This is a genomic window from Deinococcus multiflagellatus (assembly GCF_020166415.1).
Lineage (GTDB): Bacteria > Deinococcota > Deinococci > Deinococcales > Deinococcaceae > Deinococcus > Deinococcus multiflagellatus.
This window is the reverse complement of sequence record NZ_JAIQXV010000026.1, coordinates 17607-42435: the sequence shown is the minus strand read 5'-3', so window position 1 is coordinate 42435 and position 24829 is coordinate 17607. Positions and strand designations below refer to the sequence as shown.

At 64.4% G+C, this 24829-nt stretch carries 28 protein-coding genes and 6 tRNA genes; 10 read left to right on the top strand and 24 right to left on the bottom strand.

Features of this window, described 5'->3' with window-relative positions:
- Nucleotides 1–63: 63 nt before the first annotated feature.
- Nucleotides 64–1779 carry an ATP-binding protein gene (locus K7W41_RS21365; protein ID WP_224612392.1) on the bottom strand — a complete coding sequence of 572 codons (1716 nt, stop codon included), beginning with the start codon at nt 1777–1779 and terminating at the stop codon, nt 64–66.
- Between the two features lie 213 nt (nt 1780–1992).
- On the opposite strand from K7W41_RS21365, the gene K7W41_RS21360 reads away from it, so the two are divergent.
- Complete coding sequence (locus K7W41_RS21360) at nt 1993–2781, top strand: hypothetical protein (protein WP_224612391.1); 789 nt, start codon at nt 1993–1995, stop codon at nt 2779–2781.
- 51 nt (nt 2782–2832) lie between these two features.
- Here the strand turns inward: K7W41_RS21360 and K7W41_RS21355 are convergent, their stop codons facing one another.
- From K7W41_RS21355 to K7W41_RS21315, 9 genes are all read right to left on the bottom strand, one after another.
- A complete protein-coding gene (locus K7W41_RS21355) occupies nt 2833–3771 on the bottom strand; it encodes a Bug family tripartite tricarboxylate transporter substrate binding protein (RefSeq protein ID WP_224612390.1) in 939 nt (312 codons plus the stop codon).
- Between the two features lie 14 nt (nt 3772–3785).
- Nucleotides 3786–4667 (bottom strand): prephenate dehydratase domain-containing protein, encoded by an 882-nt coding sequence (locus K7W41_RS21350; RefSeq protein WP_224612389.1) that lies wholly within the window; start codon nt 4665–4667, stop codon nt 3786–3788.
- 87 nt (nt 4668–4754) lie between these two features.
- On the bottom strand, nt 4755–5612 hold the full coding sequence (locus K7W41_RS21345; protein WP_224612388.1) for a HAMP domain-containing protein: 858 nt from the start codon (nt 5610–5612) through the stop codon (nt 4755–4757).
- On the bottom strand, nt 5609–6505 hold the full coding sequence (locus K7W41_RS21340; RefSeq protein ID WP_224612387.1) for a DUF4388 domain-containing protein: 897 nt from the start codon (nt 6503–6505) through the stop codon (nt 5609–5611). The genes K7W41_RS21345 and K7W41_RS21340 overlap by 4 nt, the downstream gene beginning before the upstream one ends.
- A 106-nt stretch (nt 6506–6611) precedes the next feature.
- Nucleotides 6612–7172: a hypothetical protein gene (locus K7W41_RS21335; protein ID WP_224612386.1), complete on the bottom strand. Its 561-nt coding sequence runs from the start codon at nt 7170–7172 to the stop codon at nt 6612–6614.
- Between the two features lie 246 nt (nt 7173–7418).
- Nucleotides 7419–8315 (bottom strand): hypothetical protein, encoded by an 897-nt coding sequence (locus K7W41_RS21330; RefSeq protein WP_224612384.1) that lies wholly within the window; start codon nt 8313–8315, stop codon nt 7419–7421.
- Nucleotides 8312–8836 (bottom strand): hypothetical protein, encoded by a 525-nt coding sequence (locus K7W41_RS21325; RefSeq protein WP_224612382.1) that lies wholly within the window; start codon nt 8834–8836, stop codon nt 8312–8314. Before K7W41_RS21325 ends, K7W41_RS21330 begins: the two co-directional genes overlap by 4 nt.
- 170 nt (nt 8837–9006) lie before the next feature.
- Nucleotides 9007–9924: a DUF7007 domain-containing protein gene (locus tag K7W41_RS21320; RefSeq protein WP_224612380.1), complete on the bottom strand. Its 918-nt coding sequence runs from the start codon at nt 9922–9924 to the stop codon at nt 9007–9009.
- A 38-nt stretch (nt 9925–9962) separates the two neighbouring features.
- Nucleotides 9963–10667 carry a hypothetical protein gene (locus K7W41_RS21315; RefSeq protein WP_224612378.1) on the bottom strand — a complete coding sequence of 235 codons (705 nt, stop codon included), beginning with the start codon at nt 10665–10667 and terminating at the stop codon, nt 9963–9965.
- A 114-nt stretch (nt 10668–10781) separates the two neighbouring features.
- Here K7W41_RS21315 and K7W41_RS21310 point away from each other — a divergent pair, with 114 nt between their 5' ends.
- Nucleotides 10782–11942: a ParA family protein gene (locus K7W41_RS21310; RefSeq protein WP_224612376.1), complete on the top strand. Its 1161-nt coding sequence runs from the start codon at nt 10782–10784 to the stop codon at nt 11940–11942.
- Nucleotides 11939–12847 (top strand): ParB/RepB/Spo0J family partition protein, encoded by a 909-nt coding sequence (locus K7W41_RS21305; RefSeq protein ID WP_224612374.1) that lies wholly within the window; start codon nt 11939–11941, stop codon nt 12845–12847. Before K7W41_RS21310 ends, K7W41_RS21305 begins: the two co-directional genes overlap by 4 nt.
- A 964-nt stretch (nt 12848–13811) precedes the next feature.
- Here the strand turns inward: K7W41_RS21305 and K7W41_RS21300 are convergent.
- Together K7W41_RS21300 and K7W41_RS21295 are read right to left on the bottom strand one after the other, a co-directional pair.
- Nucleotides 13812–14633, bottom strand: a complete 822-nt coding sequence (locus K7W41_RS21300; protein WP_224612372.1) for a hypothetical protein — start codon at nt 14631–14633, stop codon at nt 13812–13814.
- A 510-nt stretch (nt 14634–15143) separates the two neighbouring features.
- On the bottom strand, nt 15144–15476 hold the full coding sequence (locus tag K7W41_RS21295; RefSeq protein WP_224612371.1) for a hypothetical protein: 333 nt from the start codon (nt 15474–15476) through the stop codon (nt 15144–15146).
- Between the two features lie 441 nt (nt 15477–15917).
- Here K7W41_RS21295 and K7W41_RS21290 point away from each other — a divergent pair.
- The 6 genes from K7W41_RS21290 (at nt 15918) to K7W41_RS21265 (ending at nt 16419) form a co-directional block, all read left to right on the top strand.
- Nucleotides 15918–15991, top strand: a tRNA-Cys gene (locus K7W41_RS21290).
- A 6-nt stretch (nt 15992–15997) separates the two neighbouring features.
- Nucleotides 15998–16074 (top strand) — tRNA-Glu (locus tag K7W41_RS21285).
- Between the two features lie 3 nt (nt 16075–16077).
- Nucleotides 16078–16149 (top strand) — tRNA-Asp (locus tag K7W41_RS21280).
- Nucleotides 16150–16157: 8 nt separating this feature from the next.
- Nucleotides 16158–16235: transfer RNA gene (locus K7W41_RS21275), tRNA-Leu, on the top strand.
- Nucleotides 16236–16263: 28 nt separating this feature from the next.
- Nucleotides 16264–16337, top strand: a tRNA-His gene (locus K7W41_RS21270).
- A gap of 5 nt (nt 16338–16342) precedes the next feature.
- Nucleotides 16343–16419 (top strand) — tRNA-Pro (locus K7W41_RS21265).
- A 701-nt stretch (nt 16420–17120) separates the two neighbouring features.
- Here K7W41_RS21265 and K7W41_RS21260 read toward each other — a convergent pair.
- From K7W41_RS21260 to K7W41_RS21235, 6 genes are all read right to left on the bottom strand, one after another.
- Nucleotides 17121–17669 (bottom strand): hypothetical protein, encoded by a 549-nt coding sequence (locus tag K7W41_RS21260; RefSeq protein ID WP_224612370.1) that lies wholly within the window; start codon nt 17667–17669, stop codon nt 17121–17123.
- 13 nt (nt 17670–17682) lie between these two features.
- On the bottom strand, nt 17683–18273 hold the full coding sequence (locus K7W41_RS21255) for a hypothetical protein (protein ID WP_224612369.1): 591 nt from the start codon (nt 18271–18273) through the stop codon (nt 17683–17685).
- 167 nt (nt 18274–18440) lie between these two features.
- Nucleotides 18441–18719: a hypothetical protein gene (locus K7W41_RS21250; protein WP_224612368.1), complete on the bottom strand. Its 279-nt coding sequence runs from the start codon at nt 18717–18719 to the stop codon at nt 18441–18443.
- A complete protein-coding gene (locus tag K7W41_RS21245; RefSeq protein ID WP_224612422.1) occupies nt 18716–19189 on the bottom strand; it encodes an NADAR family protein in 474 nt (157 codons plus the stop codon). Before K7W41_RS21245 ends, K7W41_RS21250 begins: the two co-directional genes overlap by 4 nt.
- A gap of 164 nt (nt 19190–19353) precedes the next feature.
- Complete coding sequence (locus tag K7W41_RS21240; RefSeq protein ID WP_224612367.1) at nt 19354–19650, bottom strand: hypothetical protein; 297 nt, start codon at nt 19648–19650, stop codon at nt 19354–19356.
- 76 nt (nt 19651–19726) lie between these two features.
- A complete protein-coding gene (locus tag K7W41_RS21235) occupies nt 19727–20113 on the bottom strand; it encodes a hypothetical protein (protein ID WP_224612366.1) in 387 nt (128 codons plus the stop codon).
- Between K7W41_RS21235 and K7W41_RS21230 the strand changes: the two genes are divergently transcribed.
- On the top strand, nt 20112–20291 hold the full coding sequence (locus K7W41_RS21230; RefSeq protein ID WP_224612365.1) for a hypothetical protein: 180 nt from the start codon (nt 20112–20114) through the stop codon (nt 20289–20291). The genes K7W41_RS21235 and K7W41_RS21230 overlap by 2 nt on opposite strands.
- A 320-nt stretch (nt 20292–20611) precedes the next feature.
- On the opposite strand, the gene K7W41_RS21225 is transcribed toward K7W41_RS21230, so the two are convergent.
- The 6 genes from K7W41_RS21225 to K7W41_RS21200 all read right to left on the bottom strand — a co-directional run bounded on the left by K7W41_RS21225 (nt 20612) and on the right by K7W41_RS21200 (nt 24755).
- Nucleotides 20612–21037 (bottom strand): DUF4326 domain-containing protein, encoded by a 426-nt coding sequence (locus tag K7W41_RS21225; RefSeq protein ID WP_224612364.1) that lies wholly within the window; start codon nt 21035–21037, stop codon nt 20612–20614.
- Between the two features lie 40 nt (nt 21038–21077).
- Nucleotides 21078–21809 carry a hypothetical protein gene (locus K7W41_RS21220; RefSeq protein WP_224612362.1) on the bottom strand — a complete coding sequence of 244 codons (732 nt, stop codon included), beginning with the start codon at nt 21807–21809 and terminating at the stop codon, nt 21078–21080.
- Nucleotides 21810–21900: 91 nt separating this feature from the next.
- The gene (locus K7W41_RS21215; protein WP_224612360.1) at nt 21901–22821 is read right to left on the bottom strand and encodes a TRM11 family methyltransferase; all 921 of its coding nucleotides are present in this window, start codon (nt 22819–22821) and stop codon (nt 21901–21903) included.
- A gap of 120 nt (nt 22822–22941) precedes the next feature.
- Complete coding sequence (locus K7W41_RS21210) at nt 22942–23166, bottom strand: hypothetical protein (RefSeq protein ID WP_224612358.1); 225 nt, start codon at nt 23164–23166, stop codon at nt 22942–22944.
- A gap of 60 nt (nt 23167–23226) precedes the next feature.
- The gene (locus K7W41_RS21205; protein WP_224612356.1) at nt 23227–24405 is read right to left on the bottom strand and encodes a S8 family peptidase; all 1179 of its coding nucleotides are present in this window, start codon (nt 24403–24405) and stop codon (nt 23227–23229) included.
- Between the two features lie 89 nt (nt 24406–24494).
- On the bottom strand, nt 24495–24755 hold the full coding sequence (locus tag K7W41_RS21200; RefSeq protein ID WP_224612354.1) for a hypothetical protein: 261 nt from the start codon (nt 24753–24755) through the stop codon (nt 24495–24497).
- Nucleotides 24756–24829: the final 74 nt, after the last annotated feature.

Genomic DNA, 24829 nt, shown 5'->3' with positions numbered 1-24829 from the left:
GAACAGGGCAGGTGCCCTGCACCAAGTAAGGCGCAGGGCAGTGGGAATGAACGGAAAAAGGCATTACGCCAGGCGGTGCTCCTGAATCAGGACCTCGCGGCGGGCGCGGCGCTGGGCCTCCTCCCGCTCCAGCAGGCCCAGGGTGTCCTGCAGGTCGGCCGCAAGAGCCGTTTCGGCCTGTCCCACCGTTTCGAGGGCGTGGCGGGCCGCGCGCAGTCGCCCTGCGCTGGCGCCCAGCCGCTCCACCTCTTCCTGGGCTTGGGCGCGCTGCGAAAAGAACGCGCTGATGAAGGAGGCCAGCAGCGCGTCACCCAGATCGGCGGCCGTGACCGTGATGTCATCTTCCCCAGCGAGGTCACACTCCCGCAGGTCGCCCGCGTCCAGCAGGGCCAGCAGCAGCAGGCCCCCCACATCGGCCTGATGGGCGCGGAGGTAGGCCTCGGCCTCTTCTGGCGTGCCGCCCAGGACCAGACAGATGGGGCCCGAATCCCCCTGTGAGGGCTGGGCGTGCACCGCGACCGGCACCGTCTGAGCCCCCAGGGTCAGCCGCTCGGCCAGCACCGCCAGGGGGCGGCGGTCCCAGGGACTCAGGCGGCGAAAGACGGTCAGGCCCTCCGCGCGCCACTCGGCCTCTTCTGGATGGTCAGGCGTCCCGTAGGGCACCGCGAGGCCCTGGCCGCGCAGCAGGGCCAGCAGCGCCTGGGTGCTCGTGTCGGCTGCGGATGTGACGCCCAGCGAGGTTTTGATCCAGTCGTCGGTCCAGCCCTGCTGGGTGTCATCGTCGCTGTCTTCGCCGATGTACGCCTCCACGGTCTGGGGCCGGCTCAGGGTGGTGGGCACGTAGCCTTCCGCCTGGAGGAAAGCGGAGAGCAGCCCGCCGTGGCTGGCCAGCCCGGTGGCGCGCAGGTCGGTCTCGCGCAGTACGTCGGCCCCCAGGGCGGGAATGGCCGCGCGCAGCTGCTCCTCCACGTACCTGTGCAAGACGTGGGCGACGCCCTGGGCGGCCCGCAGGAGGGCCTCATCGTCGAGGAGGGCATTGCGGTCGGGCAACTTGGGGCGCACGCCGCAGGCGGGGTCGAGCTGCAGCGTGAAGCTCGCCTGGTCGAGAAGGGCCTGCACCACAGGGCTGCCGACCGCCTGAAGCCGGGCCTTCAGGGCCCCGGCCCCCAGGGGAAAATGCTCCCAGATGGCCCTGGGCTCCCGGCCAGAGGTGGAAGACTCCAGGTAGAGCGGTCCGGCGGGCGTCTCCAGCCGGGTGCCACTGGGGGTCAGGGGCGGTAGGGGGTCGCCGTTGAGGCGCACCGTGACTGGCGCGTAGCCCCGCCGGGCCACCAGATCACGCTGAACCTCCGGAAGCGTGCGCGCCCGGCGCAGCGTTACGGTCACCTGAAAGCCGGCGATGGGGGGCGCGCCCTCCACCGGCACCGGGTGGCCCTGGGCGAAGTCGTCGGGGGTCAGGGTGAACCGCCACCCCCGCGAGCGGTAGGTCACGGCCGCCGCGAACTCGGGGTTCAGCACCGAGAGCGCCCCCAGCCCGGCGGGTTCCACTACCTCCGCGCCCCAGCCACTCTCGGCCGCCGTGAGCAGCACCTGGGGGTCCGCCAGGCCGCAGCCGTTGTCGGTCACGGTCAGGGTCAACCCGTCCAGGGTGAAGTCGATCTCCGTGGCCCCAGCGCGCAGGGCGTTTTGCAGCAGTTCTTGCAGCGTCGCGCCAAAACCCCCGAAAAACCGGGGGATTTCACGCAGCAGTGCGGGTCCGAGACGAGGAGTGACAGTCATGGGCAAAGGTAGGGTCACGGGATCTCCTGAAAGGCGGGACGCGCGGCGTCTCTGAGCGGGGCGGGAGGTGCGCCTGCTCTCAACGTCCGCGCACCGTTCAGGTCAGCAGTTACCCCGCCGGTTCGGCGGGGTGACGCATACCCTGTCTCGCTTGAAAAGAGAAGCGCCCTGGCATCTCGCGTCACTTCTTCACCGTTGAGGTCTACTGAAGCTGTGAAGATCCCCCGTCTGCTCTTTCACGTCATTGAGGATCCCCACGTCATGCCAGCGCTGCCGGGCTACCGGGGTGAGGTGGCCAGCGAAATCTCTGAAAGGGCCCTTGGGGGCCGGGCGATGCCAGTCATGGCCAGTCGGCGCGCGCAGTTGCTGGACGCCGTGGCAGAGACAGAGATGCTGTTGAACAGGGTGGCGGCCGAATATGCCCGGCCCAGATATAGCACCGAGTGGGACGAGCTGGACATCTTCGTGTTTCAAAGTACGCTGGACCATCCAGATCCGCCAAAGGTCCGGGGCGTAATGGGGTTTTACAACGATGGTCCTGAAGGACCGTTGAAATTCGCGCCCTATATGGACCTGTATGTACTGCCCGGTGCCGAAGACCGGCTATCAGCGTCCGCACTTCACGAATTTGGGCACTTCCTCCGGTCGCGAGCGGCCTGGCAGCTGGAGAGCAAGGCCTTTGTCTACCGCGTCTTCGAAGAAGGACTCAGTGAGCACCTGGTGGGTCTCACGCTGGGACCAGAGCATGTCATTCACAGTGCGCCGCTGAGTGGGCCAGAACTGGAGATGCTGCTGCAGCAGGTAACGCTGTCGCGGCGAGATGTTCTTGAGAAAGACAGTCAGCCCGAGAAATCGCTGCAGAGCTACCAACTGGGCTATCACGTGGTGCAGCGTCTTCTGAACGCCGGGGAGGTTTTGGCCGACTTGGTGAAGCTGCCACTCCCTGAAACGGGCTCCCTTGTCCAGCTCCACACAAAAGCTCTCCTGGAACTTCAGGCTTAGCAAAGCAGAAGCCACAGCGCCTCTTTGCGCTGCGGCCCCGGTCTGCAGAGGTTAGTTCAGCAGGCCCAAGTCCTTGAGAAGAGTCTGAATCCTGGGCGCTTCCCGGTCCAAAAAGTACGAAAAGCTGATGCCCGGCTGGAAAAAGCTGTTCTGCTTCTCAGCGGTCAGCAGGGTTCGCCACTCTTTACTGCGGGCCAGACGACCAATCGTGCTGGTCAGCCGCGCCTTGTCCTCACTGCTGAGGTTACTCGGAGCGAACACGCCTCGCCAGTTCACCAGCTCGGCGTCAATACCGAGGCTGCGTGCGGTTGGCACGTTGATGCCGGCCACCGGCTCCGGGGCACTCAGGGCCAGGGCCCGGACCCGCCCCGCTTGAATTTCCGGCTCGGCCACGCCGTACGACGAACTCACGACGTCCAGTTCACCGCCCAACATGGCTTTGATGGCCTGCAGGTTGCCGCTGGAGGGAATCCACTTCAGGGTGCGGATGTTGCCGCCCCCAGCTTGGAGCACATTGCCTGTGAAGAGGTGGCCGGCACTGCCCACGCTGGCCCCGCCGAAGCGCAGACCCGGCGTGGTCTTATAGGCGCCAATCAGGTCGCCCAGGGAGCGGATGGAGCTCGTCGCTGGCACCAGCAGCACTTCATAGTCATTCGTCAGGCGGGCCAGCGGGGTGAGATCCTTCAGACTGACAGGGCTGTCTTTGGTGAGCTGCAGGCTCGCGATGGTGGTCAGGCCAAACACCACCAGCTGGTCACCCTGGCCCCGCTGACTCGCCGTGAACTGCCGCAGACCGACGACACCACCGTCCCCCGGGATGTTGTACACCGTGCTGCCCGGCGCCAGCCTGGTCTGATCAAACGCTTTGGCCAGGTTCCGGGCCAGGGTGTCGTACCCGCCGCCCGCAGTGCTGGGCGCAAGAATTTTGAAGGGGGCAGCGGCGGCTGTGGCCGAGAGGGACAGCATCGTCAGCGTCAAGATCGTTTTCATAGAACCCCTGAAGATCATTTGCGGTAGGCGCCGAGCAGCAGCGCGCCCTTGACGGCCGCCACCTGCTGCTGAACATGGGTCAGGCGGATGCCGGTGTCACTGTCCAGAGCCACCACGAAGCGGTAGCCGCCCAGCACCCCGCCTAGTGGCCAACTCTGCACGTTTCTCGGACGGAACGACGCGCTGCGCAGTCTGCTGAGGAGGTCACCCAGGGCCGGGCTTCCGGCTGGGGCGTCCAGCATCACCAGCACATGATTGGGCACCGTCACGGTCCACGGCTGTCCAGCCCGCTGCACCACCCAGAACGACGTCGCATTGTTCTTGTCGTCCTGAATATCAGCGGCAAGGACGCTCAGCCCGTACACCCCAGCGGCTGCTGGGGCACTGATCGCGGCGCTGGTGCCGTCCCCCTTGCTGACCGCTTCGGCTGCAGCGGCCGTGCTGGACACTTCCTGGCGCGCCGCATTTGGGTAGTTCGCGGCCAGATATGCCGCACTCTGCTTGAACGGCTGGGGGTGCGAAATGATGGTGGTCACCGCACTGGCTGGCGTGCCTGGCTTGACCAACAGGGTATTACTGATCGGCAGGGTCAATTCGCCTACCACACGCCAGCCGGGATCGCCCTTGGCCAACAGTCCGCTGGTTTCAGCCACGAACGCGCCGGCGCTGTTCTCGTTGGGAATCAGGCCGTACGGACTCGTGCCGGCCGCGACACCAGTGCTGACTGCGGTGATGGTGGGGAGGGTTTGCCCGACAGTCAGGCCGTAGTGCTGCGCGGCCAGTTGAGCGGCCTGGTCACTGTACGTGCCTTTTGGACCGAGAAAATCTAGTGACGCGGCGGCCGCCAAGGAAATACTTAAAAGGGTCGCCAGTGGGAGGAACAGTCGTTTACGCATGCAGAACTCCTGAATCGAGAAGACGGTCGAAAGGGGCAAACGTCAGGGGCCTGGCGGCGCACGGGGCCCCTGGACCAGGTGCGGCACTCAGCCCTTCCGGCGGCGCATGGCTATGCGCAGGCTCTCGGCCTGTCGGTCCACGCTCTGGGCCAGGGTCGTCAGTTCGTCATTGCCCGTGACCGGCACCGTGACGTCCATGTCGCCCTGGCTGATGCGGTCCGCCGCCTCGGTCAGGGCACGCAGGCGGCCAATAAGGCGCGTGGCCACTGTGGACGTCAAGGCCAGCGTCAAGAGGGTCACGGCGGCCAGCAGGCCCAGTGAACGGAGCAAATTGCTCTGCACCCCGGCATTGATCCGGCCACTGTCCAGTACCAGCACCGTGGCACCGCCGCCGCCGGCGACTGGCACTGCGGTCATCACCAGGCCCTGGTCTGACAAGGCGCGCGTGACCGGTCCGCTGCGCGAGATCGCCTCCTGCGCCAGGCGCTCGACAGGTTCGCGCAGTGCGGCGCGGCTTCGGCGCCACTCGTCCGCTGTGTTTTCCTGCGTGGCGCCTGTTCCTGCCGCCTGACTGTGGTCGTAGGCCACCACCACATCACTGATACTGTTCGTCACGACCACATCGGTGACAGGCAGAGCGCTGCCCAGCAAGAAGTCCTCGGCGCGGGTCTGTACACCTGCACGGAGCTCAGGGTCACCCAGCGTCTGCCCCGCCTGTTCCTGAAGGTCCAGAATGCGGTCACTGAAGGCCTGCGCCGTCTGTGTGGCGCCTTGCAGCAGCAGCGCGCGTTGGGCAGGTGCCTGATTTACCACAACGCTGGCCGCCCAGCTCGCGCCGACCGCAAGGGCCGGCACCAGACTCAGGGCCATCAGCGGGGTGCGGAGTGTGCTGCGCCGCGTGGCAACGCGGAGTGGGGAAGCGGCTGTGGGTGCGGCAGTGGTCATGTGGGCTCCTTTAATTCCGGGTACGATCCGTGCAGCAGCCGGAGCCGCTCGATGAGGGGGGTACGCCGGTCAGGCCGGGTGGCGCCAACCAGTTCGAAGATGAAATGCCGGGCCATCGCGCGGGGAATGTCACCCGGCGACGCCTCTATGACCTCTGCCGCCTCTTCCATGAGGTAGACGCAGGCCACGCCCAGCACAAAAGTGGCTTCGCGCTGCACGTCCTTCCAGAAGGCGGGCGGCATCATGGGCACCCCGAACCGCACGTACCCGTCCAGTGCCAGGCGATCAAGCAGCGTCTGAACGTCACTGACCGCCACCCTGGCCGCCGCACTGATGGCGGCAATGTCACGCTGACCATCCATCAGAGACAGCACCCGCCAGGCTTCGCCACTGAGGGTCAGGTGGGTCAGGGGCTGAAGGGGGATCGGCACGTGATCTGCGGGGGTGGGGGGCAAGGACAGGTCACGGGCGTCCAGGACAGCAGGCGTGTGGGCAGCGCCATCCGCCCGGTCCATGATCAGCAGATCGGCCGACGCTTCGCTGGGTTCTTCGGGAACGAAAGTATGCGCCTCGACGCCGGTGACGGCGGCCATCATGACAAGCTCGTGTGGCCGGTCAATGGTGGGCGTCACGGCTTCCGTGCTCTCCCGCACCTCGAAGGTACCGTCGGTGGCCTGGACCAGGCCCGGCAGCGCGGCCTCCCCTGTCAGGCCGCGCCAGATCGCGTGGATGAGTTGCCCCTGCCGGTAATGCAGCCGGCCCTGACCCTGCGCGGCCATGACGTGAACCACACAGGTGCGGCCCATGGCATGCAGCATCTGGAGGGTGCTGGCGAGCAGCATGTCGCTCAGGTGACCGCTGAAGATGGGTGGCTGGACAGCAGTGTCCCTCATAACGCTCCTGACAACGGGAAGATGGACGGTCGGCACATGGCGGGCATGGTTGTTGCGCGCGGCTTTCACGCGCAAGCCCACATGGTTCGGCTTGACTGGACAGAGGCTAAGGCTGGGTCAGGTCAGGCGCACTCCCCGCTGCCCACGGCACGGGCCTGTTCTGTTCGTGCTGAGCCGCCGCCCACTGGGTTTGGAAATCGTGTCCGGTCAGGGGGGCACTGGTGCAGGCAGCGCGGGCCAGGGGAAGAGCGCCCCAAAGCTGGAGACGGTCTGACGCCGCCGAAGTGAGCGGCCAGCTGCGCTCGGTGCCTGCGGCGCTGACCAGGCTCAAGGCGTGCCCCGTGACGCGGTAGAGCCCAACCTCGTTGCGTGCCCGCACCAGACCGCCGAAGACATACCGGTCGGCCAATGCATAAGTGCGGTTGGCGTTCAGGGTGAGTTCCAGGCGCCCTTGCAGGAGCCCACCAGGCCGCGCCTCCTCGAACGCTGTGCAGTAGCGGCCAGGTATCACTTTGACGGTCTTCGGCGACTGCAGGGCACTGACGCGCGCCGCCTCCATCGGTGCCGTGGTGACCGCCGGATCGAAGCGGGCCAGCACGGCGGCGGGATCCGGGTGAGCACAAGCCGCCAGCAGCAGAAGAAGGGCCACGACAGGCACTCGGGTCACGGTCCGGAGCGTAGGCGCAGGAGCCTTAGGCACGAAGAGCCTGCCCAGCCATGCGGCCACCAAGCTTGAGGGTGCTGGCCCTGGCCACACCACCGGCCCGGGCTGAGGCTCTGGGCAAGGCCCGCTCCCGGCTGAGCTGACGGCTGAGCACCCACATCGGCACGACAAGCGCTGCCCACACGGCGGCGCAGAGACACTGTTCCGTTCTGGTCATGACCGCAAGGGTCAGGGCGCTAGGGTTTTGAATCAACCTGATGCCTGTGTGGTTTGGAGGGCGTACCCCCAACTGGCCAGCAGCGAGCACAACCCTGGTGGCAGTGGGCCATCGAGGGCCTGGAACCTCTCCCCTCCCCTCTCCGTCTCGTCCGGCAGCAAGAGCAGATTGATCACGCCCCCCTCTTCAGGTCGGACCAGCCAGACTCGACCGGCATACCGCAGCCGCCGCACCTCTGTCCGCTCTAGTTCAAGGCCGTCCATGAGCACCTTCGCCGCCCGGTCAGGGTGTGGCAGGGCCGCCAGATGAACAAGCCGCTCAGCGCAGCCAGCTTCGGCAACCGGAGGCGAAGGATCCAGTCCATACTCGGCCGCGGCGGCTGGCCAGTGACTGTGGGCCACCGACGGATGCTGATCAGCCGCTGTGGTGTAGTTGACTGCTGCATGCAGGCGCAATTCACCGGCCTCCAGCCAGAGCCGCTCGGCCTGGCGCAACAGGTCCTGAGCGCGCGCAAGACTCTGGGCTGCTCGCTGAACACCGGCTCTGGCCTCTTCGGGCCGCTGCGCCGCTTCAGCTTCAGCGGCCTGTCCCGTCACCGCCAGAGCAGCCCGGTCAGTTGCCGACAGGCCAGACAGGACGCCCTTCAACGTGTCGCCAACGATGCCGAAGGCCACCCCCTCCAGGTGAGCTGATACCCTTTGCTCACTGTTGTGGCGCAGCGTCGCCTGAATGACTGGAGCCACGTGAGTTCCCCTGATCACCAGCCGGGTGCACCCGCGCAGCGCGCCACGTTTGGTGGACACAGTGCGGATCATGGTGTCAAAGGTGATCAGGGCCGCGTTCTCTGGCCTGAAGACAACGTCCAGGCGCGGCCGTGTCCGGGTCACGTGCAGGGCCCCGGACGGCAGCAGCCGGATGACCAGCGTCACTCGCGGCCCTCCAGCGGCGTCCACCGCTGACACTGCAGGCATTCCTCCCACCCGCCGCTCCCCGATTCATGCACCCGACGAATCACGCTCATTGTGCGGCACGTCGGGCACACGCCGCCGGTAGTGACGTACTTGCGGTAGGCCGTTCGGCATGGCCAGCACAGATGTTCAGGATCAGCGTCCAGGTGACCACACAGCAGGCACGGCGCGAGTCGTGCCTGCTGTCCTGCCACGGTCAGGCGCAGCATGGCGGCCGTAACTGGTTGCCCGGCCACGGACAGGCGCCCCTCTTCCCACTGGGCTTTGACCCGCAGCGGCGCCGCATCAGGAAGAGGGGCGAGCGCAGGCCACACCAGGCCGCAAACGTGGGAAGGCACAGGAGTCATCATTCGGTGCGCCCCCACCGTTGTCTCCGCCCGAACATCCCCTGGAAGTTCCAGAAGCTGTGTCAGACGTGAGGCGGCCACAGCCAGTGGCACGGCCGCCACGCCCTCTGGGGTGGAAACGATCAGATAGGACATGGGCGCCCTGAACCCGGTTTAGTGACCGGGTGACGCCGTGCCTGAGGAGCGGCCAGGAGGAGGCTGCCTGAAGTGCACTGGGGTTACCGGCACGAGACAGAGCGTGAGCTGGCGGGCGGCGCGCGGCACAACGGCAGCGGCAGTCAGGACCAGCGCGATCAGGCCGAAGGTCACCCGGTGCCGCCCAGATAGTTGGCAAGCGCCGGGAAATGCTGGCGCACAATGGCATCCACGCCCGCCGCAGCTTCCGGCTGATCTTCGGCCCACCCCAGGCAGGCAGCCAGGATTGCGGCCTGGATATCCTCCTCATACCAGAGGTCATCCAGCTGCGCTGGCGAAGGCAACACTGCGCGCACCTCGGCATCAATCCAGTACCCTCCGTGATTCTGGGCGGTCACGCGGTAAATCCCAGGCTCGACCATCTCACTCGTCTCGGCTGGCCCCCAGGGGGTCGGCGCCCCTACACCCGGCGCCGTGCTCAGGCGCGTCAGCACAGACTCAAGCACAGAGCCTGGCAATAACTGTCCCAGCGCTGTCTTGAATTGTGCGACGTCCTCGGGGGTCACGGGGCCGGTGGCGTGCGCGGCCTGCACAGTCAGGATCTCCCCTCGTTGAAACAGGCAGGCGTAGAGCAGAGGACGCCCGTGTTTGAGAATGGTGATGGTCTGGCGCACGGCGCGGCGGTGGGCAGCAGTCACGGCGCTCAGCGTGCCCGCGCGAGGGTTGGCAGCGCTGGGCATGGCGGCGATCAGGGCCTTTTTCTCGCCAGCGTCGAATAGAACGTCGCCGCTGTCCCAGGGCGTGATAATTCCAACCCGGCGGAAGCCCAGAGGTTCAACCAAGTGGACTTGCCCGGCCTCGTCGACCAGAAGGTCACCCACACTGGTGCTGCGGGCATCAAGATGCGTCGTACGGCGCACTCCTGCCTGAGTCCACCATTCCGCGGCAACTTCCGAATGCTGTGTCAGTGCGAATGCCGCTTCCAGTGATGGTGCGGTGACCACCGCGATGTCCTGAAAGGGACCTTGGGTGGAAGGAAAGACCAGGGCCAGCGGATCTGAGGCATGAAGCAATCGGAACTGGGGCATACCTTGCGTGGCACCGGCACGAGGTGCTGGTGACGCGCTCACGGGTTCTCAACCGCGTCATTTGGATGAGCCTGGGCGCTGACCAACGGCTGCCTGCATTCGCCGCAAGCGAGCTTCGCCTCTGGTTTCGCCCAGGCATTCTGGTGGCAGGCAGGACAGGTGAATCGAGTTTTGCTCTCGCGTTTTTTCCGCTTGCGCTCTTCTTCCTGTTGCTGGGCTTTCTCTTCGTCCTCGTCGGATTCGTAGGCCCGGCGCGGAGGATGCGGCTCGTGAACGTAGGTCACCACAAAATCCGTGCGCAGCAGATCCTGGAAGGCGAGTTCAAATGGGCCGCCGTGGACGATCGCGTGATCCATCTTGCGGCCTGTTTCCCGGTGGGATTTTCCACGCTCGGCACAGCTGGGTTTGAGCCCGATCTCCAGCATCTTGTTGGCCCACTCGCGGTTGTGAAAAGGAGGCCGACTCGGCGTTCCAAAATGTTCCTGCCACAGGTGAACCTGTTCATGCACAAGCGTGCTGAGATAATCCTCCAGGTTCGTATACGCGGTGGGATTCATGCCGATCTCGTCGACGTGGGTGTGGTTCTGAATGTGCCGGAAGGCGTTGGCCCGAAAAAAGCCCTTGAATCGCCCTGATCCCAGCGTAATGAGGCAAGGAGGCAGCGCGCCGTCAAAGAGGCCCGCATTAAAATAGGCGTACGCCCGCTCATGGTCCTTGGCTGTCAGCGCCGTGGGAAGAGACATACAGCAGGGTGGTCAGCGCGAGAGTTTGCGCGGTCTCGCATATGCCGCAAACCCATCGCTACTCAATTGGGCATTTGACACGTATGTGGTACAACTTTTACCATTCAAACAGTCATGCGGAATCCTCGTCGGGACCCCAGTTCAGATTCATCTGAGCCTGTTCAGCTTACCGATGCCCGCGCCTCTCTGGCCGCCTTGCTCGAGCAGGTCACCAGTCATCAACGCGACATCACCATCAGTCACTACCGCACCCCTATCGCCAAGCTCATCCCCATCAGCCATCTCGCCTCCGACCTCCCCGTGTTGCGGATCATGCCTGTTCGCCGCCTGCGCGACGCTTTTAAAGCGGCCATTTGGGACGTGAACACACAGCGGCAAGCGATCAAGATCACGCAGTACAGCACCCCGGTTGCGGCCCTCATCCCCCTCTCTCTAGAACCGACCTCCAAGGAGCCCCCTATGTTACGAATCGCCACATGGAACGAATCGGGTGGAAGCGGTAAGACGACCATCGCGGTGGAAGCGGCTTTTCTGCTGAGCCAGCGCATGAATCCAGCAACCGGGCAACCTTACCGGGTGCTGCTCGTTGACACGGACCCGCAGGCCAGTCTGTCGCGTCGTTTGGGATTGAGTGACGATCCCAGTAGCCCGGCGCACCGGCTGAGCTCGACGGTGGGCAGCTTCCTCAATGATCCGGCAGAAGATCCCCCTGTACCGCTGACGCCAGCCCAATTTCCCGGTCTTCACGTGATTCCTGCGAACAGCAAACTGAGCAAGGTGGACGCTACCATCTTGATGAACGACGAGGACATCGGCAATCTGAGGCTACTGCTGGACCATTTCGAAGGTCGGTACGACATCGTTGTGATCGATACTCCTCCTTCCCGAGGTGGGCTGGCCCGCGCCGCCCTCAGTGCGGCAGACCATGTCTTGATTCCCGTCAACAGCAGCATGAAGGCCATCGAAAATTTCAATCAGGTGCTGGAAGTGGTTCAGCAATGCCGCCGCTTCAGCCCCAACCTCAAAGTCAGTGCCTTCGTGGTGACCTCTTTCAGCAAGAATTTGAACCATGACCGGGATGTCCTTGAGATCCTGACCACCCATTACAACGCCATCGCACCCAGCACCACCCCCATCACCTACCGGAAATCCGTGTTTAACGACGCGATGATCGGCCGTACAGTGGTGCCGCTTTGGAAGCCGAAAGATCCCGCTGTCCGTGAACTTAATCTCATGGTGGACGAGGTGCTGAGCTTCGTCGGAGTCCGTCCATGAGCAAGCGACCCAACATGAAGAGTGTTCTCCCCAGCGTCGCTGTGATGCAGCAGACCAACGCGGGTCTGGAAGCCAGGATGGTTCGTCTGGATACCATCCACATCATTCCACGGCACAACCCCCGTTACAGCCGCCGGGATACCGCGCCAGAGCTTCAGGCGGCAGATCTGGAAGACATTCTTCCCAGTATTCAGCGGCAGGGCGTCTTGACTCCCCTGTTGGTGCGCCCTGATCCCCACCGTGAGCCCGGGCATTTTCAGCTGGTGGCTGGTTACCGGCGCTTCTGCGCTGCCAAACTGGCCCAGCTGGAAGAGGTGCCTGTGTTCGTCAAAGAGCTGTCAGACCGGCAGTTGCTGGAAGCGGCCCTGGCCGAGAACAATGCCCGTCAGGATCCTGACCAGTACCACAACGACATGGCTGTCTTAGAGCAAATCAGTCTGATCACCGGCGTCGCGCTTCTAGACCTGCCGAGCTATCTGAACCGCCTGCGCAACGGCACCGAGGAGGACACCCACGGCGTCAGTGACACGCTGGCTGGTCTAGGGCTGGGAAAACTAGAAACCTGGGCGCGCAAACGGGCCCGAATTCTCTTTCTGAAACCTAGCGAGGTAAAAGCTGTGGAGCAGGGACAGCTCTCTCTCAAGGCGGCGCTGGAGTTGCCATATCTCAAAACCCACCCCGCTCGGGAGCAGCTGCTGGAAGACGGGATTGAGCAGCAGTGGAGTGCCGAGCAGATGCGGGCAGCAGTGCAGGCCTTGCTCAAGCCAGACCGGCCAGCAGCAGTGAGCACACTCGAAGCCTTGCGACCGCACCTCTCAGAAGAGGCGTGGGCCAAGCTTAGTCCCAAAAAGCGGCAGGTGGCCGAGCAACACCTGACCAAATTGCTGCGGCTCCTCCAGGGGTAAACCCGCCGTTGGCTTTTGACTGAGTTTCAGGAATCTGTTCCGAACACACCTCTTGCTGAGCTAGGTCCCCGGGACCTAGCTCTAACGTTTGGCCTAGACCATTTACCAGTGGATAACCTGAATCCCTGTTCAATCAGGGCGGTGCGAAGCTCTAGGTCCCCGGGACCTAACCCGACATTCGACTGGCATATTCAACCGCAGATGTATCTATCACCCGCGAAACCTAGGGCCACCAGGTCTAGGTCCCGGGGACCTAACTCTGGTTCTCTGCCATCAGCTGCCCCTCAAAATAGGCTGGCTTCCGCGCAACTGCTTGTTGAATGAGCTCATCCATGAAGAGTGGGGCTTGCCGAGAGATGCGGCGTTCCAGACTCTGTCGACGCTGCTGCGCCCGGTGAGCCTGGGACCGTACCTGTTGAGGTGGGTCCACAAACTGAACACACACAATCCATCCTCCGCCAGGACCCCCTAACTCTTGGTAGCGCGCTGCTATCGCCGGGGGCATACCGGGAGCGCCGTGACCTGGCGGCACCTCAACACGTTCAGTCAGCTGGATCCGGCTCATTCCTTTCGGCGGCTCCCGGTAAGCTGTGAAATACCGCAGGGAGTAGTCATAGAAGTTGCTCGGCGATGTCGCCTTTGCTGGACGGCTTTTCGGGCGCAGGGCCATGACCTTGGCGGCCAACTCGCTGGGCACGGCCAGAACCACGCGAGGGACTCCCTGTCCGTACAGCTCGACCCGAGCATGATGTCGTCCGGTCGGACTCTCTGTGACTACACGAATCTGGCGGGCACGGATTCGCACCCGCCGACCATCAATAGCCCGCAGAATCAGCAGGTCACGCGGCTCTTTGGCAGAATCAGGCATGGAAGGCACCTCCAGGAAAATGCATGGAGCGGGCGCGAACGCGCCCGCTCCACATGGAAAGAAGTCAGGAGTTTCGGGGCCACTTGGGTGAGACCATCAGGGCGGCACATGCTGCCATACGCCGGCGGTCTCACCACGCGAGAAGTCTGGATGAAGGCGCAAAATCTGTCGCAGCGTACTGTCCTGTACCTGTGGCGCGTCTGGCAGTCTCTTCAAGGCGGCGAACAATTCCCTTTCATGGAAGGGGGTAGTGCCTGCCAAGATGTAGCTGAGCGCCTCCAGCCACTCGCGCGATGTCCAGCGAATTGAGAAGTCGGCATAGTGACCACTCTGTGTTCGCGTGAGCCGTGCTGCAGGCCAGACTACGCGCAACAGGTCAGCGGATATACCTGTGAAGGCAGACGCTTCCTCTTCGGTGAAAAAGCGGCCTGTTGGTAAGGAGAGCCCTGGGATAAACGTGTGGGCCTCCGTCTGAACAACCACCCAGCGCAGGGCATCCAGCTTATAGGTGCTCACCCGGCCACCAGAGCGGGCGCTGGCCACGGACACCAGCAGCGACCAGATGGTTTCTGTATGTTCGGGTAAAAGAACCACCTGCGGGGGGTCAGCCAGGGCCTGAGGCGCCTCTGTCCACTGGTGGCTCTCCAGCGCCAACGCCAGGCGACGACGACCTTTACTTTCCAGTTGCCGCACACGCTCAGGCGTGATGTTCCACTGCTTCGCCACAGCGCGTGTCTCTTGAACAGAGCGTGTCCTCGCCAGCAGGATCTGCCGACTGCGGTCATCTGTCTGACCTTCAAGCAGACGAATAGCCGAAAAAAACTCAGCAGGAACAGGGTGCCCTTCGGGAAGGGCTGTGCGGCGCAGGCCGTCAACTTTCTTGCCCCAAACATCAGAAATGCACAAATCGACCAACACTGCTCAGAACCTCCAGCACCATGGAGACCGCCATTCGGAGTGGACTGCACCCCCCAACAAGTGGTCACGGTGTGCAGCAGGAGAAGCTATTGGAGCAAGGGAGAGCAGGGGCTTACAAGGGGCCAACTGGCAAGCACGATGCTGGCCTTGAGAACCACGTGATGCGGTCCATTCGTAGGCTCGCCGCATTAACTGAGCTCAATAAACCAAGCCGCTATGCTGACCGTAAGGGCGTAGAAGCCCATGCCGGCAGCCATCCAGTTTATTGATGAAGAGCGGAGTTCCCGCCAGAAGACCATTCGCCAAGCACTGAGCAGCATTGTGAGCCCACTCAAGACCATGACTACAAGTAGGGCTATGCACATTGCCAGACTCAAATGTCCTGCACGAAATCCGGCTAGCACGTACCGGCCAGTCACGGTTAGGCTTCCTCCTACCAGGAGGGTCAAGCTCATAAAATCCATCACGTCACCTGCCCTTTTGGCCCCATAGTCCTGATCAGAATGTTGGTCATTGCTTCTCCTGCGCTCCTTCAGGGGCTTCCGTTGGGAAACGCCTCCTGGCGACCAAGGCTTCAGTAAAGCCCACCCGGACACGGCGGTGCGGTGGGTCAATCAGGCCCGCCTGTTCAAGTACCTGGTCTATGCCTTGGCCCTCGGCATAGGTCTTCAGCACTACTTCATCCTTGGCCAGCTCCGTATCAGGCACATTGACGGTGGCCGTCAAGACCAATTCGTCTGTGACACAGTCCCGGAGCTGAAGTGCTGGGCGGCCGTCGGTATACACACCGAGAAAAACGTCGCAGTGGAACCCAGCAAATTGCACTTTGGCCAATGATTTCATGCTGCACCTGCACCCCTGGCGCTCGGCCAGGGGTATTGATGCACCCGTGGCTTCCTGACCACGTCTTCTACCTCGCTCGCGGATGCGCCTGTCATCGAACCCAGCGTGTTGGCGCGAGACCCTAAAAGGCAAATGTGCCCGTAAGGCAAGCGTGCGTCTTGACCATCTAACCTAGTGCTTTCCCCCGCCACTTGGCTGATGGCTGAGCACTTCTGCTCCCCTAGACTGCCGGGCATGAACACGCCCCGCCCCCTCCATCCCCACCTCGCGCCGCACCTTGCTGGCCGCCTGGAGGATCTGGAACGGCCGTGCGTGTGCCCTCCGGAGCACGGTGATCATCCAGGCCCAGCGCGAGATCCGCGAGAACACCTCGCCTGTCCGGATCACCGGCTGCTCGCCTGAAGTTACGCCTGTGCACTTCTGGCTCCCATAGCCCTCCTTGGCGACGTAGGGAAGTGGTTTAACCCGCACCTCTGCAAAAGGTGCTTCCGGCCGTTCGAATCGGCTCGTCGCCTTTTTCTGGCCTCATGGTGGAAGTGGTCAACACACCTGGCTTTCAACCAGGAGAGTGCCGGTTCAAGCCCGGCTGAGGTCACCACATGGTCCTGTAGCGCAGTGGGAGCGCACCCGGTTGTCAGCCGGAAGGTCGCGGGTTCAAATCCCGTCAGGACCGCTTTCTTTCGACACGTGGCGCAACTGGTAGACGCGCACGACTAAGGCTCGTGTTGTTGAGGGCCCTCGTTCCCTTCGTTTCGACCAACGGAAAGGCCCCAGCTTTTCCTGTATGGTGGTCATCGTCCAGCGGCAGGACGCCTGAGTGTGGATCAGGAAACGCCAGTTCGACTCTGGCTGGCTACCCCAATCGTCGAGAAGTAGCGCAGGCCGGTAGCGCACCTGGTTTGGGACCAGGGGGTCGCAGGTTCGAATCCTGTCTTCTCGACCAAAAAAATGCGTCCTTTCGAGGGGCGCATTTTGCATTTCAAGGCTCCTAGCGCTGATCTGCTGTGGCACCGCTTCGTGCGAGATGTGCCTTCAGTGTGTCACGTACGTCCGGGCTGAGGGCCGGCAACAGCCGTGAGCGCTCTAAGTCGCCGAGGGTTAACCAAGCCACCAGAGCCAGCCCCGCTTCGCCCTCCAGCGCAAAAAAAGCCCAGGGCGCTGAGCGCAAATCAAGCGTCAGGAGGCCTTGTCGCAGGTGCCGGTCTGGGCCAGGCCAAAGGTAAATTGTCCGCACTGGCACCTGAAGGCTGAACCGATACCGGCGATGAAGCTCTGCGGGCCCTGGTCGAAGAGGCCACCCACGGCGCGCCGCCAGATGCTGAGCCACCTTCTCCAGACTGGACACCACAGGCCGGTCCAGATAGGGCGAGGACCCGGGCCACTCGAGGACACCGTGTCCATGTGCGTGAAATCCACGGCGCTGAAGGGCACGGGCTTCCTGCCGGTCTTTCGCGTTGATCAACATCAGCGGGTGGCGTCCTGGGCCCGCTGAGAAGAAGCAGGACGTGTCATATTGCGCCCGTATGGGGGCGCAATCCGCCCCGGTGACGCACAACCCGGCCCATGCGGATCACCTCGTTCAGGACCAGAGTCCGCTGATCTGGGATAGAACCGGAATACGCATGACGTTCTGACCGGTGAGCCTCACCGCCAGCACTGCAGCACCGCCATGGCCTGCTCGGTGAACGCGGCGCCCCATGCCAATTCTTCCCGCAGGCGGGCATTGGCCCCATTCAGGTCGCCCTCGCGCAGGAGAGACCAGGGATTCACCGGCTGATCGTACGGCGCGCTGCGCTTTATGGACAGGATTTTTACCTTGTCCATGTCAATCTCGGGGTGAAGTTGGCGCAGGATCTGGGGCAGAAAACTGCCTACTCGCAGCGGCTCGTGGATACTTCGGTCCTCGGTGACCAACCGGCTAATCTTGTCTTCTGCCGTGGAGGCGCGGGTGATCAGGCGTCTGAGCTGCCGCTCAGGTTCCAAGCACTCCTGTGCGGCGGCGACTTCGAGAACTGCTCGGGCCCCAGACGAAACCGGCACTCCCGTCAAAGTAAGAAGCAATTCGGTCATGGCCGCTGCGGTTAGGCCGTCGAGCGGCTTGAGATGCACGCTCTGGCCTGGGGTGAAGGGGGAGAGGAGGACGATGTCCCGGTCCCCGGCCTGCCCCGTCTTCACCGCGTCTGATTCTTTCATCTGTCTCCTCCTGTTACGACTCGTTCTGCCGAGCAGCCCACTCCTGATACCGCAGCCCTCCATCGAGTGCGTGCTCCATTAGAAGACGCTGCATTTGTGTTTCGTGCCGATACTGGTCCCACACCGAGATCCAGCCATAGATCAGTAACGCTGCGGCCGTGCCCCAAGCTGGGAACATGTTCAGGCCCACCAAACTGACCACCGGCAACCAGACTGGTGCCCAGTGGCCATGAGCAGGGCGCAGAGCGTCCCCTGCCCGAATCAGCAGGAACTGACTCTGCGTGTCGCGCAATACCTGGAGGGTATAGCCCGCTGCGACCATACTCAGCTTTTCTTGGCGCTCTACAAGGTGACTCAAAGGCGGTACTGGCCAAAGCAGCCGCATCATGAAGACGCTGATGACCACGCTGCCAAGTAACATACTGACCCACAGGCCCGAATTGCCAAAAACGGCGCCCAGCGCCATTAGTACAGCGGTGACCCCTGTTGCCACGGTGAGATGTCGGTAACGCGCAATGTCGGGTCGAGTGGCGATGGTCAGTGAGCGGATGACGTCGGCCGCACTCGGCGGACCCGAGGCGAAGTCTGTCGGCTGGGTGGTCATGTGGCCTCCATCAAGTGGGGAACGGTCGTGGCCGCAGAGGAGCGTGGGACTCCAGATGCCAGCCCGGCCTGAGCCCGCTTCTAAAGCATGGCAGCGCGAGACCCTTACGCTCAACCTCAGGCGATGAGAAGGCGCCCCATGCCTGGCCCTGGGGCGGTCTCGCCCCCTCAGGGCATGAGAATCTGATCGACCCGCAGACGGTCAGCCATAGTCAGCGGCCGTCCATTGAATGCCATGAGAGTGGCCTCAATTTCCAGGGTCGTGGTGCGCGGCACCCGCCGCCATCCGTCTGGGCCGAACAGAAACGCGACACGTCGCAGCTTCGCTTCAGCCAGCGACGCTGGCTGCCCAGTCGCAGCATGGGTGACAGTCACCGTGTCGAGCCCGTCCCCGCCAGGCACCGCCTGAAGTCGAAAGGCGCCATGTGTGATATCGAGTTTGGTCATGCCCGTCCCGCACCAGGGGAGCGGTCTTCTCCCCTGGTGACGTCTTTACGCCGCTCATACCGTTCGCGAAAACGCCACCAGGGGTTTTCTACAGGCCGGCCCAGCTGGTTTTCCCCGCAGCCATTCGCCATGCCCCAAAACCGGTCACCTTGGGTGGTCCCTTCTTCCAGCCAGGTGTCGCCAGTTGCCAGCAGTCGGTCGGCCACAGGCGACAGCCGGAACTTCTGAGCCACAATGGCCCGCATCACGCCCAAGCGCAGTTCATCCCACCCGGGCCGCAGGGTCACGCGGCGGCCCAGCACCCGGGCGGCCGCTGGAGAGAGGCAGGCCTGAATCTGTGCCCGCTCCGTGGTTTTGGCCGCCTGGAAAACTGCTTCAGCCATGCGATACATCACACCGCCCAGTTGCACAGGACTGGGGAAACAGTTGCTCAGGAAAAAAGCCTCACCGCGAAACGGAATACTCCACATCCCCTGCAAGTGCGCCTGCACGCACCTGGAGGTGTTGTCCGGCAGCGACCCTGTAATCACGCCCCACTGTGGCAGGCGCAAGAGTTTGAAAAGCACTGCACCACAGAAAGAGCCGCCGTACCCGCATTGGTGCAGGTACAGCGGCTCTCTACCGGGCTTCCGGCTTAGGGTAGATTGCCCCCGGTCAGCACCGGACAGGGCGGTGCATTCTTCCAGACCGCCACTTCTGCCCCGCTGTTTTCCAAAATGCTGGTGTAGACCACCGTGCCCATAATGTTGTCGGCGGTGTACCGCGTGATGGTCTTTGTCCATGTGCAGGCGCGGTAGTGGGTGGTGACCAGATTGACCAGGCGGTCACTGGTTTTCGTATAGGTCACGCGCGAATAGGGGTAAATGCTCTGCGCCTGTGCGGCTGGGGAGAGGGCGGCCAGGGCGAGCAGTAGGGTGAGCATTCTTTTCATAGGGACTCCTGTTGCACCGCACCGGTGCGCTCGTCCCCGCACCCGCTCGCTCAGCGGGTGACGCCTTACTCCTGCCCTAAACCTTGAACCGGCCAAATCGGTCGCCATCCCCTGCACGCCAGCCTTGCCAAGCCCCTTCTGGATCAGCTTCGTGTGCCTGAGCGCGGAACGTGCTTGATTGGTCTTGAAGCCGCTCCCACAGGGCCTGAAGACCGCGCTGGGCCGGATCGAGCGTCTCGACAGCTGCCAGAACGTGGGCGGCCGCCTGGCCCAGATCGGTGGCCGTGGCCAGCCGCACCCGGCGACTCTCGCCCTCCAGCCGGAACTGGTCGGCGCCCAGGTGCCGGCTGAGGAATGCCTGGAGTTCGGCGGCGCTGAGACCTGGAACATGGCCCAAGGCAACCGTCAGGTGCAGGGTCAGCCCGGAGTCCTGTGGCCCAGCCGGCTCCCCTTCAGGCGACATGAAGGCTCCGCACCGGCTGACCATCCTCGTCACAGGCAGTGAAGACGCCTGCACGGGTACTGGCACGAATGACCCCATCGGCATCGCACAACGTGGCGTTGTGGAGGTGCCGGGCCGCGTCGTGAGCGGCCATCAGGGTTGCCGGGTGCTGGAGGGTGCGGGTGTCGTGATCCAGTAGGGTCCACATGCCCCTCGGGCACCCGATGCTCAATCGGGTGACGGTTCCCCTGACTGTGCCGTCACCGTGACCGGCCGCCTCCAGTTCACCACCCGGGGGTGCCGTGAATCTGGTGGAACCGGTGCAGCGCCTCGGGACTGAGCGGGTCAGGTCGGCGGCGAGGAGCGCGCGCCAAGGGTCGGGCCAGCAGGTGGACCGACGCCCCGCAGAGTCCACGGACGAATCCCACCGCAAACAGCATCAGAACGACCAGCGCCAGAATGTGCATAGAAACCTCCTGCACCTCCTGAACGCCGAAAAGTCAGGTGACGGAACTCCCGTCACGGCTTTGAGGGTGACTGAACACTCCTGCCGTCCGCAGTGGCCATCCCGTCCCGCGCCGCGTACCAGGCCACCGCCTCGCGCAGCGTCTCGGTGTGGCAGCGCTGGGGTAGGCAAAAGCAAGTCAGGCAGATCGTTTGCCCCTGCGCCACCTGGCGGGCCAGGACCTGAATCCGGCCATACACCTTGGTCTTCGCCCGGAGTTCTTCTCGCAGCCACTCGCGGTGGTGAGCAATGGCCTCCTCGCGGCTGCCCACCACTTGGGCCCCCAGCACACGGGTGTGGGCCTGGTTCGTAAAGGGATTGCCCAGCACACTGCTGCGGCCCCGGCCGCAGTACTCCACATGGTCGGCCGCTGGTGCAGGGCCCTGTTTCACGTTGTGCAGCAGGATGCGCGCGGCCATCGCCATTTGCCGGTCTGTCATGGCCTGCGTGCACCTGCCCGCATGTCTGGCGGGTAACCGATCAGCGTGCGGGCCACGGGTCAAAGCAGCGGGCTGCAATCAGGTCACGGGACATCAGCCGGCCCGGAGAGAGGTCCGCCTCTGGCCCCAACTCGTGCCCGTCAAATATTTCGCTGTGAATGCCGCCCTCCTCACCGTGCCACAGCCGCCCCGCTCCTTCAAACACTTCAACCCAGAAATACAGGTCCAGCCGCAGTCCCCGTTCAGACAGGGCACTCAGGATACCGCCGGGGGGGCAAGCGGCCGTCTCAAAGCGCAGCCGGAGATGGCCGGGCGCCAGACGCTCCATCTGGCTGTCCACCGCGCCGCCCTTGGTCCCCCAGTGCTGGCAGCGCCAGGTATACAGGTCAGCCGCCCCATGCTCTGCCCGGAGGTGCTGCCGCCGCTGGGCCAGCGCCAGCAGCGTGTCGCCTGGCCGTGCCCTGGCATACTCGGCCTTCAAGTGGGCGAGCACGGCCTCTGGAGTGCACAGGCCCAGGTCGGCCACCCACGGGTAGGTCAGGTAGCGGCGAAGCACGGTGAGGCCAGTCTGATCAGGCTGACCTGTCTCCAGCGTGCCGCGCAGCGCGTCAGCGTTCATCTCGTTCAGGCCGAGGTGGGCTTCCAGCAGCGCTGGCGGCGGGGGCCGCACCTGGGCAAAGTCCAGGGTCTCGTTCGTGGTCTGGGCCACGACAGCGTCCAGCAGGTGCGGCAGGCCGGTCAGGGTCAGATCGTTGGTACACCAGTTGGGCATGGACGCCAGGCACCCGCGCCCACTGGGCGCGGGTGTAGCGGTACGGCGCGGGTAGAGCGGTGCCGGGCAGACCACCACGGCTCCACCCGGTTCAGGCCGCCAGCGCCCAGACGCCCCGCGCCTCGGCCACGCAGTCCGGCAACAGCTGCAGGGTCTGGCGTACTTTGGCTTTGAAGTTTGGATTGGCCTGTACGCGGTCCGGGGCCCCACGGCTGACTTCGGTGTACAACGTCTCCAGGTCACTTCGGCCCCCCAGCGTCGCCAGGGCCCGCCGCACGATGGTCTTCCAGGTGTTCGCTGAGCGGGCCGCGTCCTGCCGGGACACATCACGCAGCAGGGCGTAGAGCTGCCCTTGACGCTGCCACACCAGCAGGTACTCGTGGAGGGTCAGCCCCCAGCGCAGCTTGCCGTAGTCGCGTCTGCCACTGGCCACGTGGTGCTGTTCCTTGATGCGCACGCACTGCAGTTCGCGCCGCGGCAGCCGGGCGATGGCTTCCGCCTGATACGAGTGGTAGCGCCCCTGCTTGCGGGTGTCGCCGATGATGAGCGCGTAATGCCCCCCCACAGACGTGGCCTCCCGCATGTTCACGAGCAGGGCCTGCAGGGCCTCGTAAAACACCTCGTCGTCGCCGAGCTGACTCATATCGCGTGGGTCGTCGGAATAGACCAGCTGGGTGCCGTAGGCCGGGTGCGCCACGACCAGGTCAGCAGGCCCGAACAGCCCGGCCAGGTCGGCGCGGGTCGCGTCCACCCCCAGGTGGACCTGCGCTCCGGCCCGCTCCAGACGGGCTTTGAGGGCCTGATGGTAAGGCGAGGTGCTCAGGTCGGCCCCAGCGGCCTGGATGCCCGACCTGAGTGCCACGTCCAGACTGGTGCCGCTGCCCATGACCGGGTCGAGAAGGCGGCGGGGCCGGGCCTGCTTCAGGAGCCACTCATACACTTTGGGGCTGCAGTTGCCCCGGTAGCGGGCGTCGCCGCCCTCACCACGCTCTGGGAAAGACAGAATGCTCATAGCGACCGTGCACCCGCCCACAGGGCGGGTGAAGGGCCTTCAAGACCGGTAGTCCCCCTGGGCCCTTCAGACCCAGGGGGGACCTGCCGAACGCGGCCGTGCTGGCAGGCCCCGGTTCGTTCAAATGGCTTTCACGATGCCCACTGGCGTAACGTCCAGCACGGCCGGCAACGCCCGCACGCACGCCAGTTGCTCGGGCGGCACCGCCGCCGAAATCAGGTGAAATCGGCGCAGGTGTTTGGCGTCAATGTTCTGCACCCCGACCTGCTCCAGCTGCTGCAGCAGCGCTGGGGCGCCACGTTCTGCTTCCTGGGCGTCCAGTTTCAAGGAAATGTGCATCTGCATGGCGACAAGCCTCCTGAGGGCAGTGTACGCGGCCCGGCGTTTTGGACTGTGAGCCGACTGTCAAGGGGCCTGGACGATCCCCGCCCCGACGTCCGCCGGGGCCAGACCGGGCACCGCGCGGGCACGCGCCCTCATAACCGACCAGAGCGCCCGGCCGCTCAAGCTTGGGTCCCGCTCAGCGTACAGGGCCGCGACCCCCGCCACGTGCGGTGTGGCCATGCTGGTCCCGCTGATCCGGCGTACGCCGCCTCCAGGCCAGGCACTCAGAATGCCGACCCCTGGCGCCGCCAGGTCCACCGTGCCGATGCCGTCGACGTTGCCGCAGGAAAAGGTGGCCACCCGGTCACGGTGGTCCACGGCCGCCACCCCCAGAACGGAGGGACAGGCGGCCGGGTCATGAACCGCCGCGACCCAGGTGGGCCGGCTGCTGTCGTTGCCAGTGGCCGCCACCATCAGAACCCCCTGATCCAGCAGACGCTGGGCGATCAGTTCGTATGGCGCGTTGTAGGGCGCACCAGACACGCGGACCGAACCCAGGCTCATGGACAGGATCTCGGCCCCCTGATCTACGGCCCAGTCAATGGCATCAATGATCTGGTCATCGGTGCCAAATCCAGAGGCGTCCAGCACCTTGGCGATCAGCAGCGTGACGTCAGGGGCCACACCGTACCGCCGGCCACCGGCGGGCGTGGCACTGCCCGCCACAACCCCCGCGCAGTGGGTGCCGTGCCCATGGTGATCGTCTGCCGTGGGTTCACTCGGAACAAAGCTCACGGCGTTGCCTGGTAGGACGGTCAGGTCAGGATGAGAGAGGTCAACGCCCGTGTCCAGCACCGCCACTTTGACGTTCCGGCCGGTGGGGACGTCGTCCCCGGAACGGAGCCCGATCTGCGAGAAGGTATCCTCGGTGGGCACGGCGTTCACCTGGGTGGCCTGGAGTTCTGGCCCTTCAGGGATGCGGCGCTCCTGATTGGGAACGATGGCCAGCACGTCACCGAGAACTTGAAGCTCATTCAGTTGGCGGGCATCCAGGCGGGCTGTCGCCACGCCGAGTGTGCGGTACACCTGCGCCTGCACGCCACTGGCGGTGCTGAGCACCGTGCGGCTGCTGCGGACACTGGGGCCCGGCACGGGCTGAGCCTGGAGCACCTCGGTCAGGAGCCGGACGTTTTCAGGCACCTGCTGGCGAAAGAGAATGATGTGGGTGGGCCGCGTGGGGATCAGGGCATCGGTGGTCATAGCGCTCCTTGCGGATAGGGGAGAGGTGTCCTGCGGCCCCAGCCTAGCGGGCGGGGCGAGGCGGGGCACCAGGCGGGATGGACGCCGGCTCACGCCTGCAGGGTCGGTAGGCGGTGCAGGACAAAGGCGATGGCCGCCAGGGTGGCGGTCTCCAGTCTTAGGTCCTGGACGCCAGGGAGATGACGGGCTGCGTCGCAGGCCACTTCGGCCGCTTCGCGCAGGGCGCCGGCGCGCAGGAGGTCCATCACCAGGCGCGTGTCGACCTGGGCGAGGTCGAGATGATCGCTGAGCCGGGTCACGGCGTCGCGCAGCTGGGCGGGATTCTCAGTCAGGGGCGTCTGGTGGAGCATGCCCGCCCCGCACGCCGGCGGCGTTATTCTGCCGGCGTGTCGTTGCGCCCCGGACCGCCAGCACGTGCAGCACT

Bases quoted from the DNA above. Each gene is read 5' to 3' on its own strand.
- K7W41_RS21325 (WP_224612382.1), bottom strand. From the start codon at position 8,836: ATGTCCTATCTGATCGTTTCCACCCCAGAGGGCGTGGCGGCCGTGCCA.
- K7W41_RS21220 (WP_224612362.1), bottom strand. From the start codon at position 21,809: ATGCCCAACTGGTGTACCAACGATCTGACCCTGACCGGCCTGCCGCAC.
- K7W41_RS21340 (WP_224612387.1), bottom strand. From the start codon at position 6,505: ATGAGGGACACTGCTGTCCAGCCACCCATCTTCAGCGGTCACCTGAGC.
- K7W41_RS21210 (WP_224612358.1), bottom strand. From the start codon at position 23,166: ATGCAGATGCACATTTCCTTGAAACTGGACGCCCAGGAAGCAGAACGT.
- K7W41_RS21230 (WP_224612365.1), top strand. From the start codon at position 20,112: ATGAAGGCTCCGCACCGGCTGACCATCCTCGTCACAGGCAGTGAAGAC.
- K7W41_RS21350 (WP_224612389.1), bottom strand. From the start codon at position 4,667: ATGCGTAAACGACTGTTCCTCCCACTGGCGACCCTTTTAAGTATTTCC.
- K7W41_RS21315 (WP_224612378.1), bottom strand. From the start codon at position 10,667: ATGTCTCTTCCCACGGCGCTGACAGCCAAGGACCATGAGCGGGCGTAC.
- K7W41_RS21345 (WP_224612388.1), bottom strand. From the start codon at position 5,612: ATGACCACTGCCGCACCCACAGCCGCTTCCCCACTCCGCGTTGCCACG.
- K7W41_RS21215 (WP_224612360.1), bottom strand. From the start codon at position 22,821: ATGAGCATTCTGTCTTTCCCAGAGCGTGGTGAGGGCGGCGACGCCCGC.
- K7W41_RS21245 (WP_224612422.1), bottom strand. From the start codon at position 19,189: ATGTGGAGTATTCCGTTTCGCGGTGAGGCTTTTTTCCTGAGCAACTGT.
- K7W41_RS21225 (WP_224612364.1), bottom strand. From the start codon at position 21,037: ATGACAGACCGGCAAATGGCGATGGCCGCGCGCATCCTGCTGCACAAC.
- K7W41_RS21200 (WP_224612354.1), bottom strand. From the start codon at position 24,755: ATGCTCCACCAGACGCCCCTGACTGAGAATCCCGCCCAGCTGCGCGAC.
- K7W41_RS21305 (WP_224612374.1), top strand. From the start codon at position 11,939: ATGAGCAAGCGACCCAACATGAAGAGTGTTCTCCCCAGCGTCGCTGTG.
- K7W41_RS21365 (WP_224612392.1), bottom strand. From the start codon at position 1,779: ATGACTGTCACTCCTCGTCTCGGACCCGCACTGCTGCGTGAAATCCCC.
- K7W41_RS21320 (WP_224612380.1), bottom strand. From the start codon at position 9,924: ATGCCCCAGTTCCGATTGCTTCATGCCTCAGATCCGCTGGCCCTGGTC.
- K7W41_RS21250 (WP_224612368.1), bottom strand. From the start codon at position 18,719: ATGACCAAACTCGATATCACACATGGCGCCTTTCGACTTCAGGCGGTG.
- K7W41_RS21205 (WP_224612356.1), bottom strand. From the start codon at position 24,405: ATGACCACCGATGCCCTGATCCCCACGCGGCCCACCCACATCATTCTC.
- K7W41_RS21295 (WP_224612371.1), bottom strand. From the start codon at position 15,476: ATGAAATCATTGGCCAAAGTGCAATTTGCTGGGTTCCACTGCGACGTT.
- K7W41_RS21355 (WP_224612390.1), bottom strand. From the start codon at position 3,771: ATGAAAACGATCTTGACGCTGACGATGCTGTCCCTCTCGGCCACAGCC.
- K7W41_RS21310 (WP_224612376.1), top strand. From the start codon at position 10,782: ATGCGGAATCCTCGTCGGGACCCCAGTTCAGATTCATCTGAGCCTGTT.
- K7W41_RS21235 (WP_224612366.1), bottom strand. From the start codon at position 20,113: ATGTCGCCTGAAGGGGAGCCGGCTGGGCCACAGGACTCCGGGCTGACC.
- K7W41_RS21255 (WP_224612369.1), bottom strand. From the start codon at position 18,273: ATGACCACCCAGCCGACAGACTTCGCCTCGGGTCCGCCGAGTGCGGCC.
- K7W41_RS21260 (WP_224612370.1), bottom strand. From the start codon at position 17,669: ATGAAAGAATCAGACGCGGTGAAGACGGGGCAGGCCGGGGACCGGGAC.
- K7W41_RS21240 (WP_224612367.1), bottom strand. From the start codon at position 19,650: ATGAAAAGAATGCTCACCCTACTGCTCGCCCTGGCCGCCCTCTCCCCA.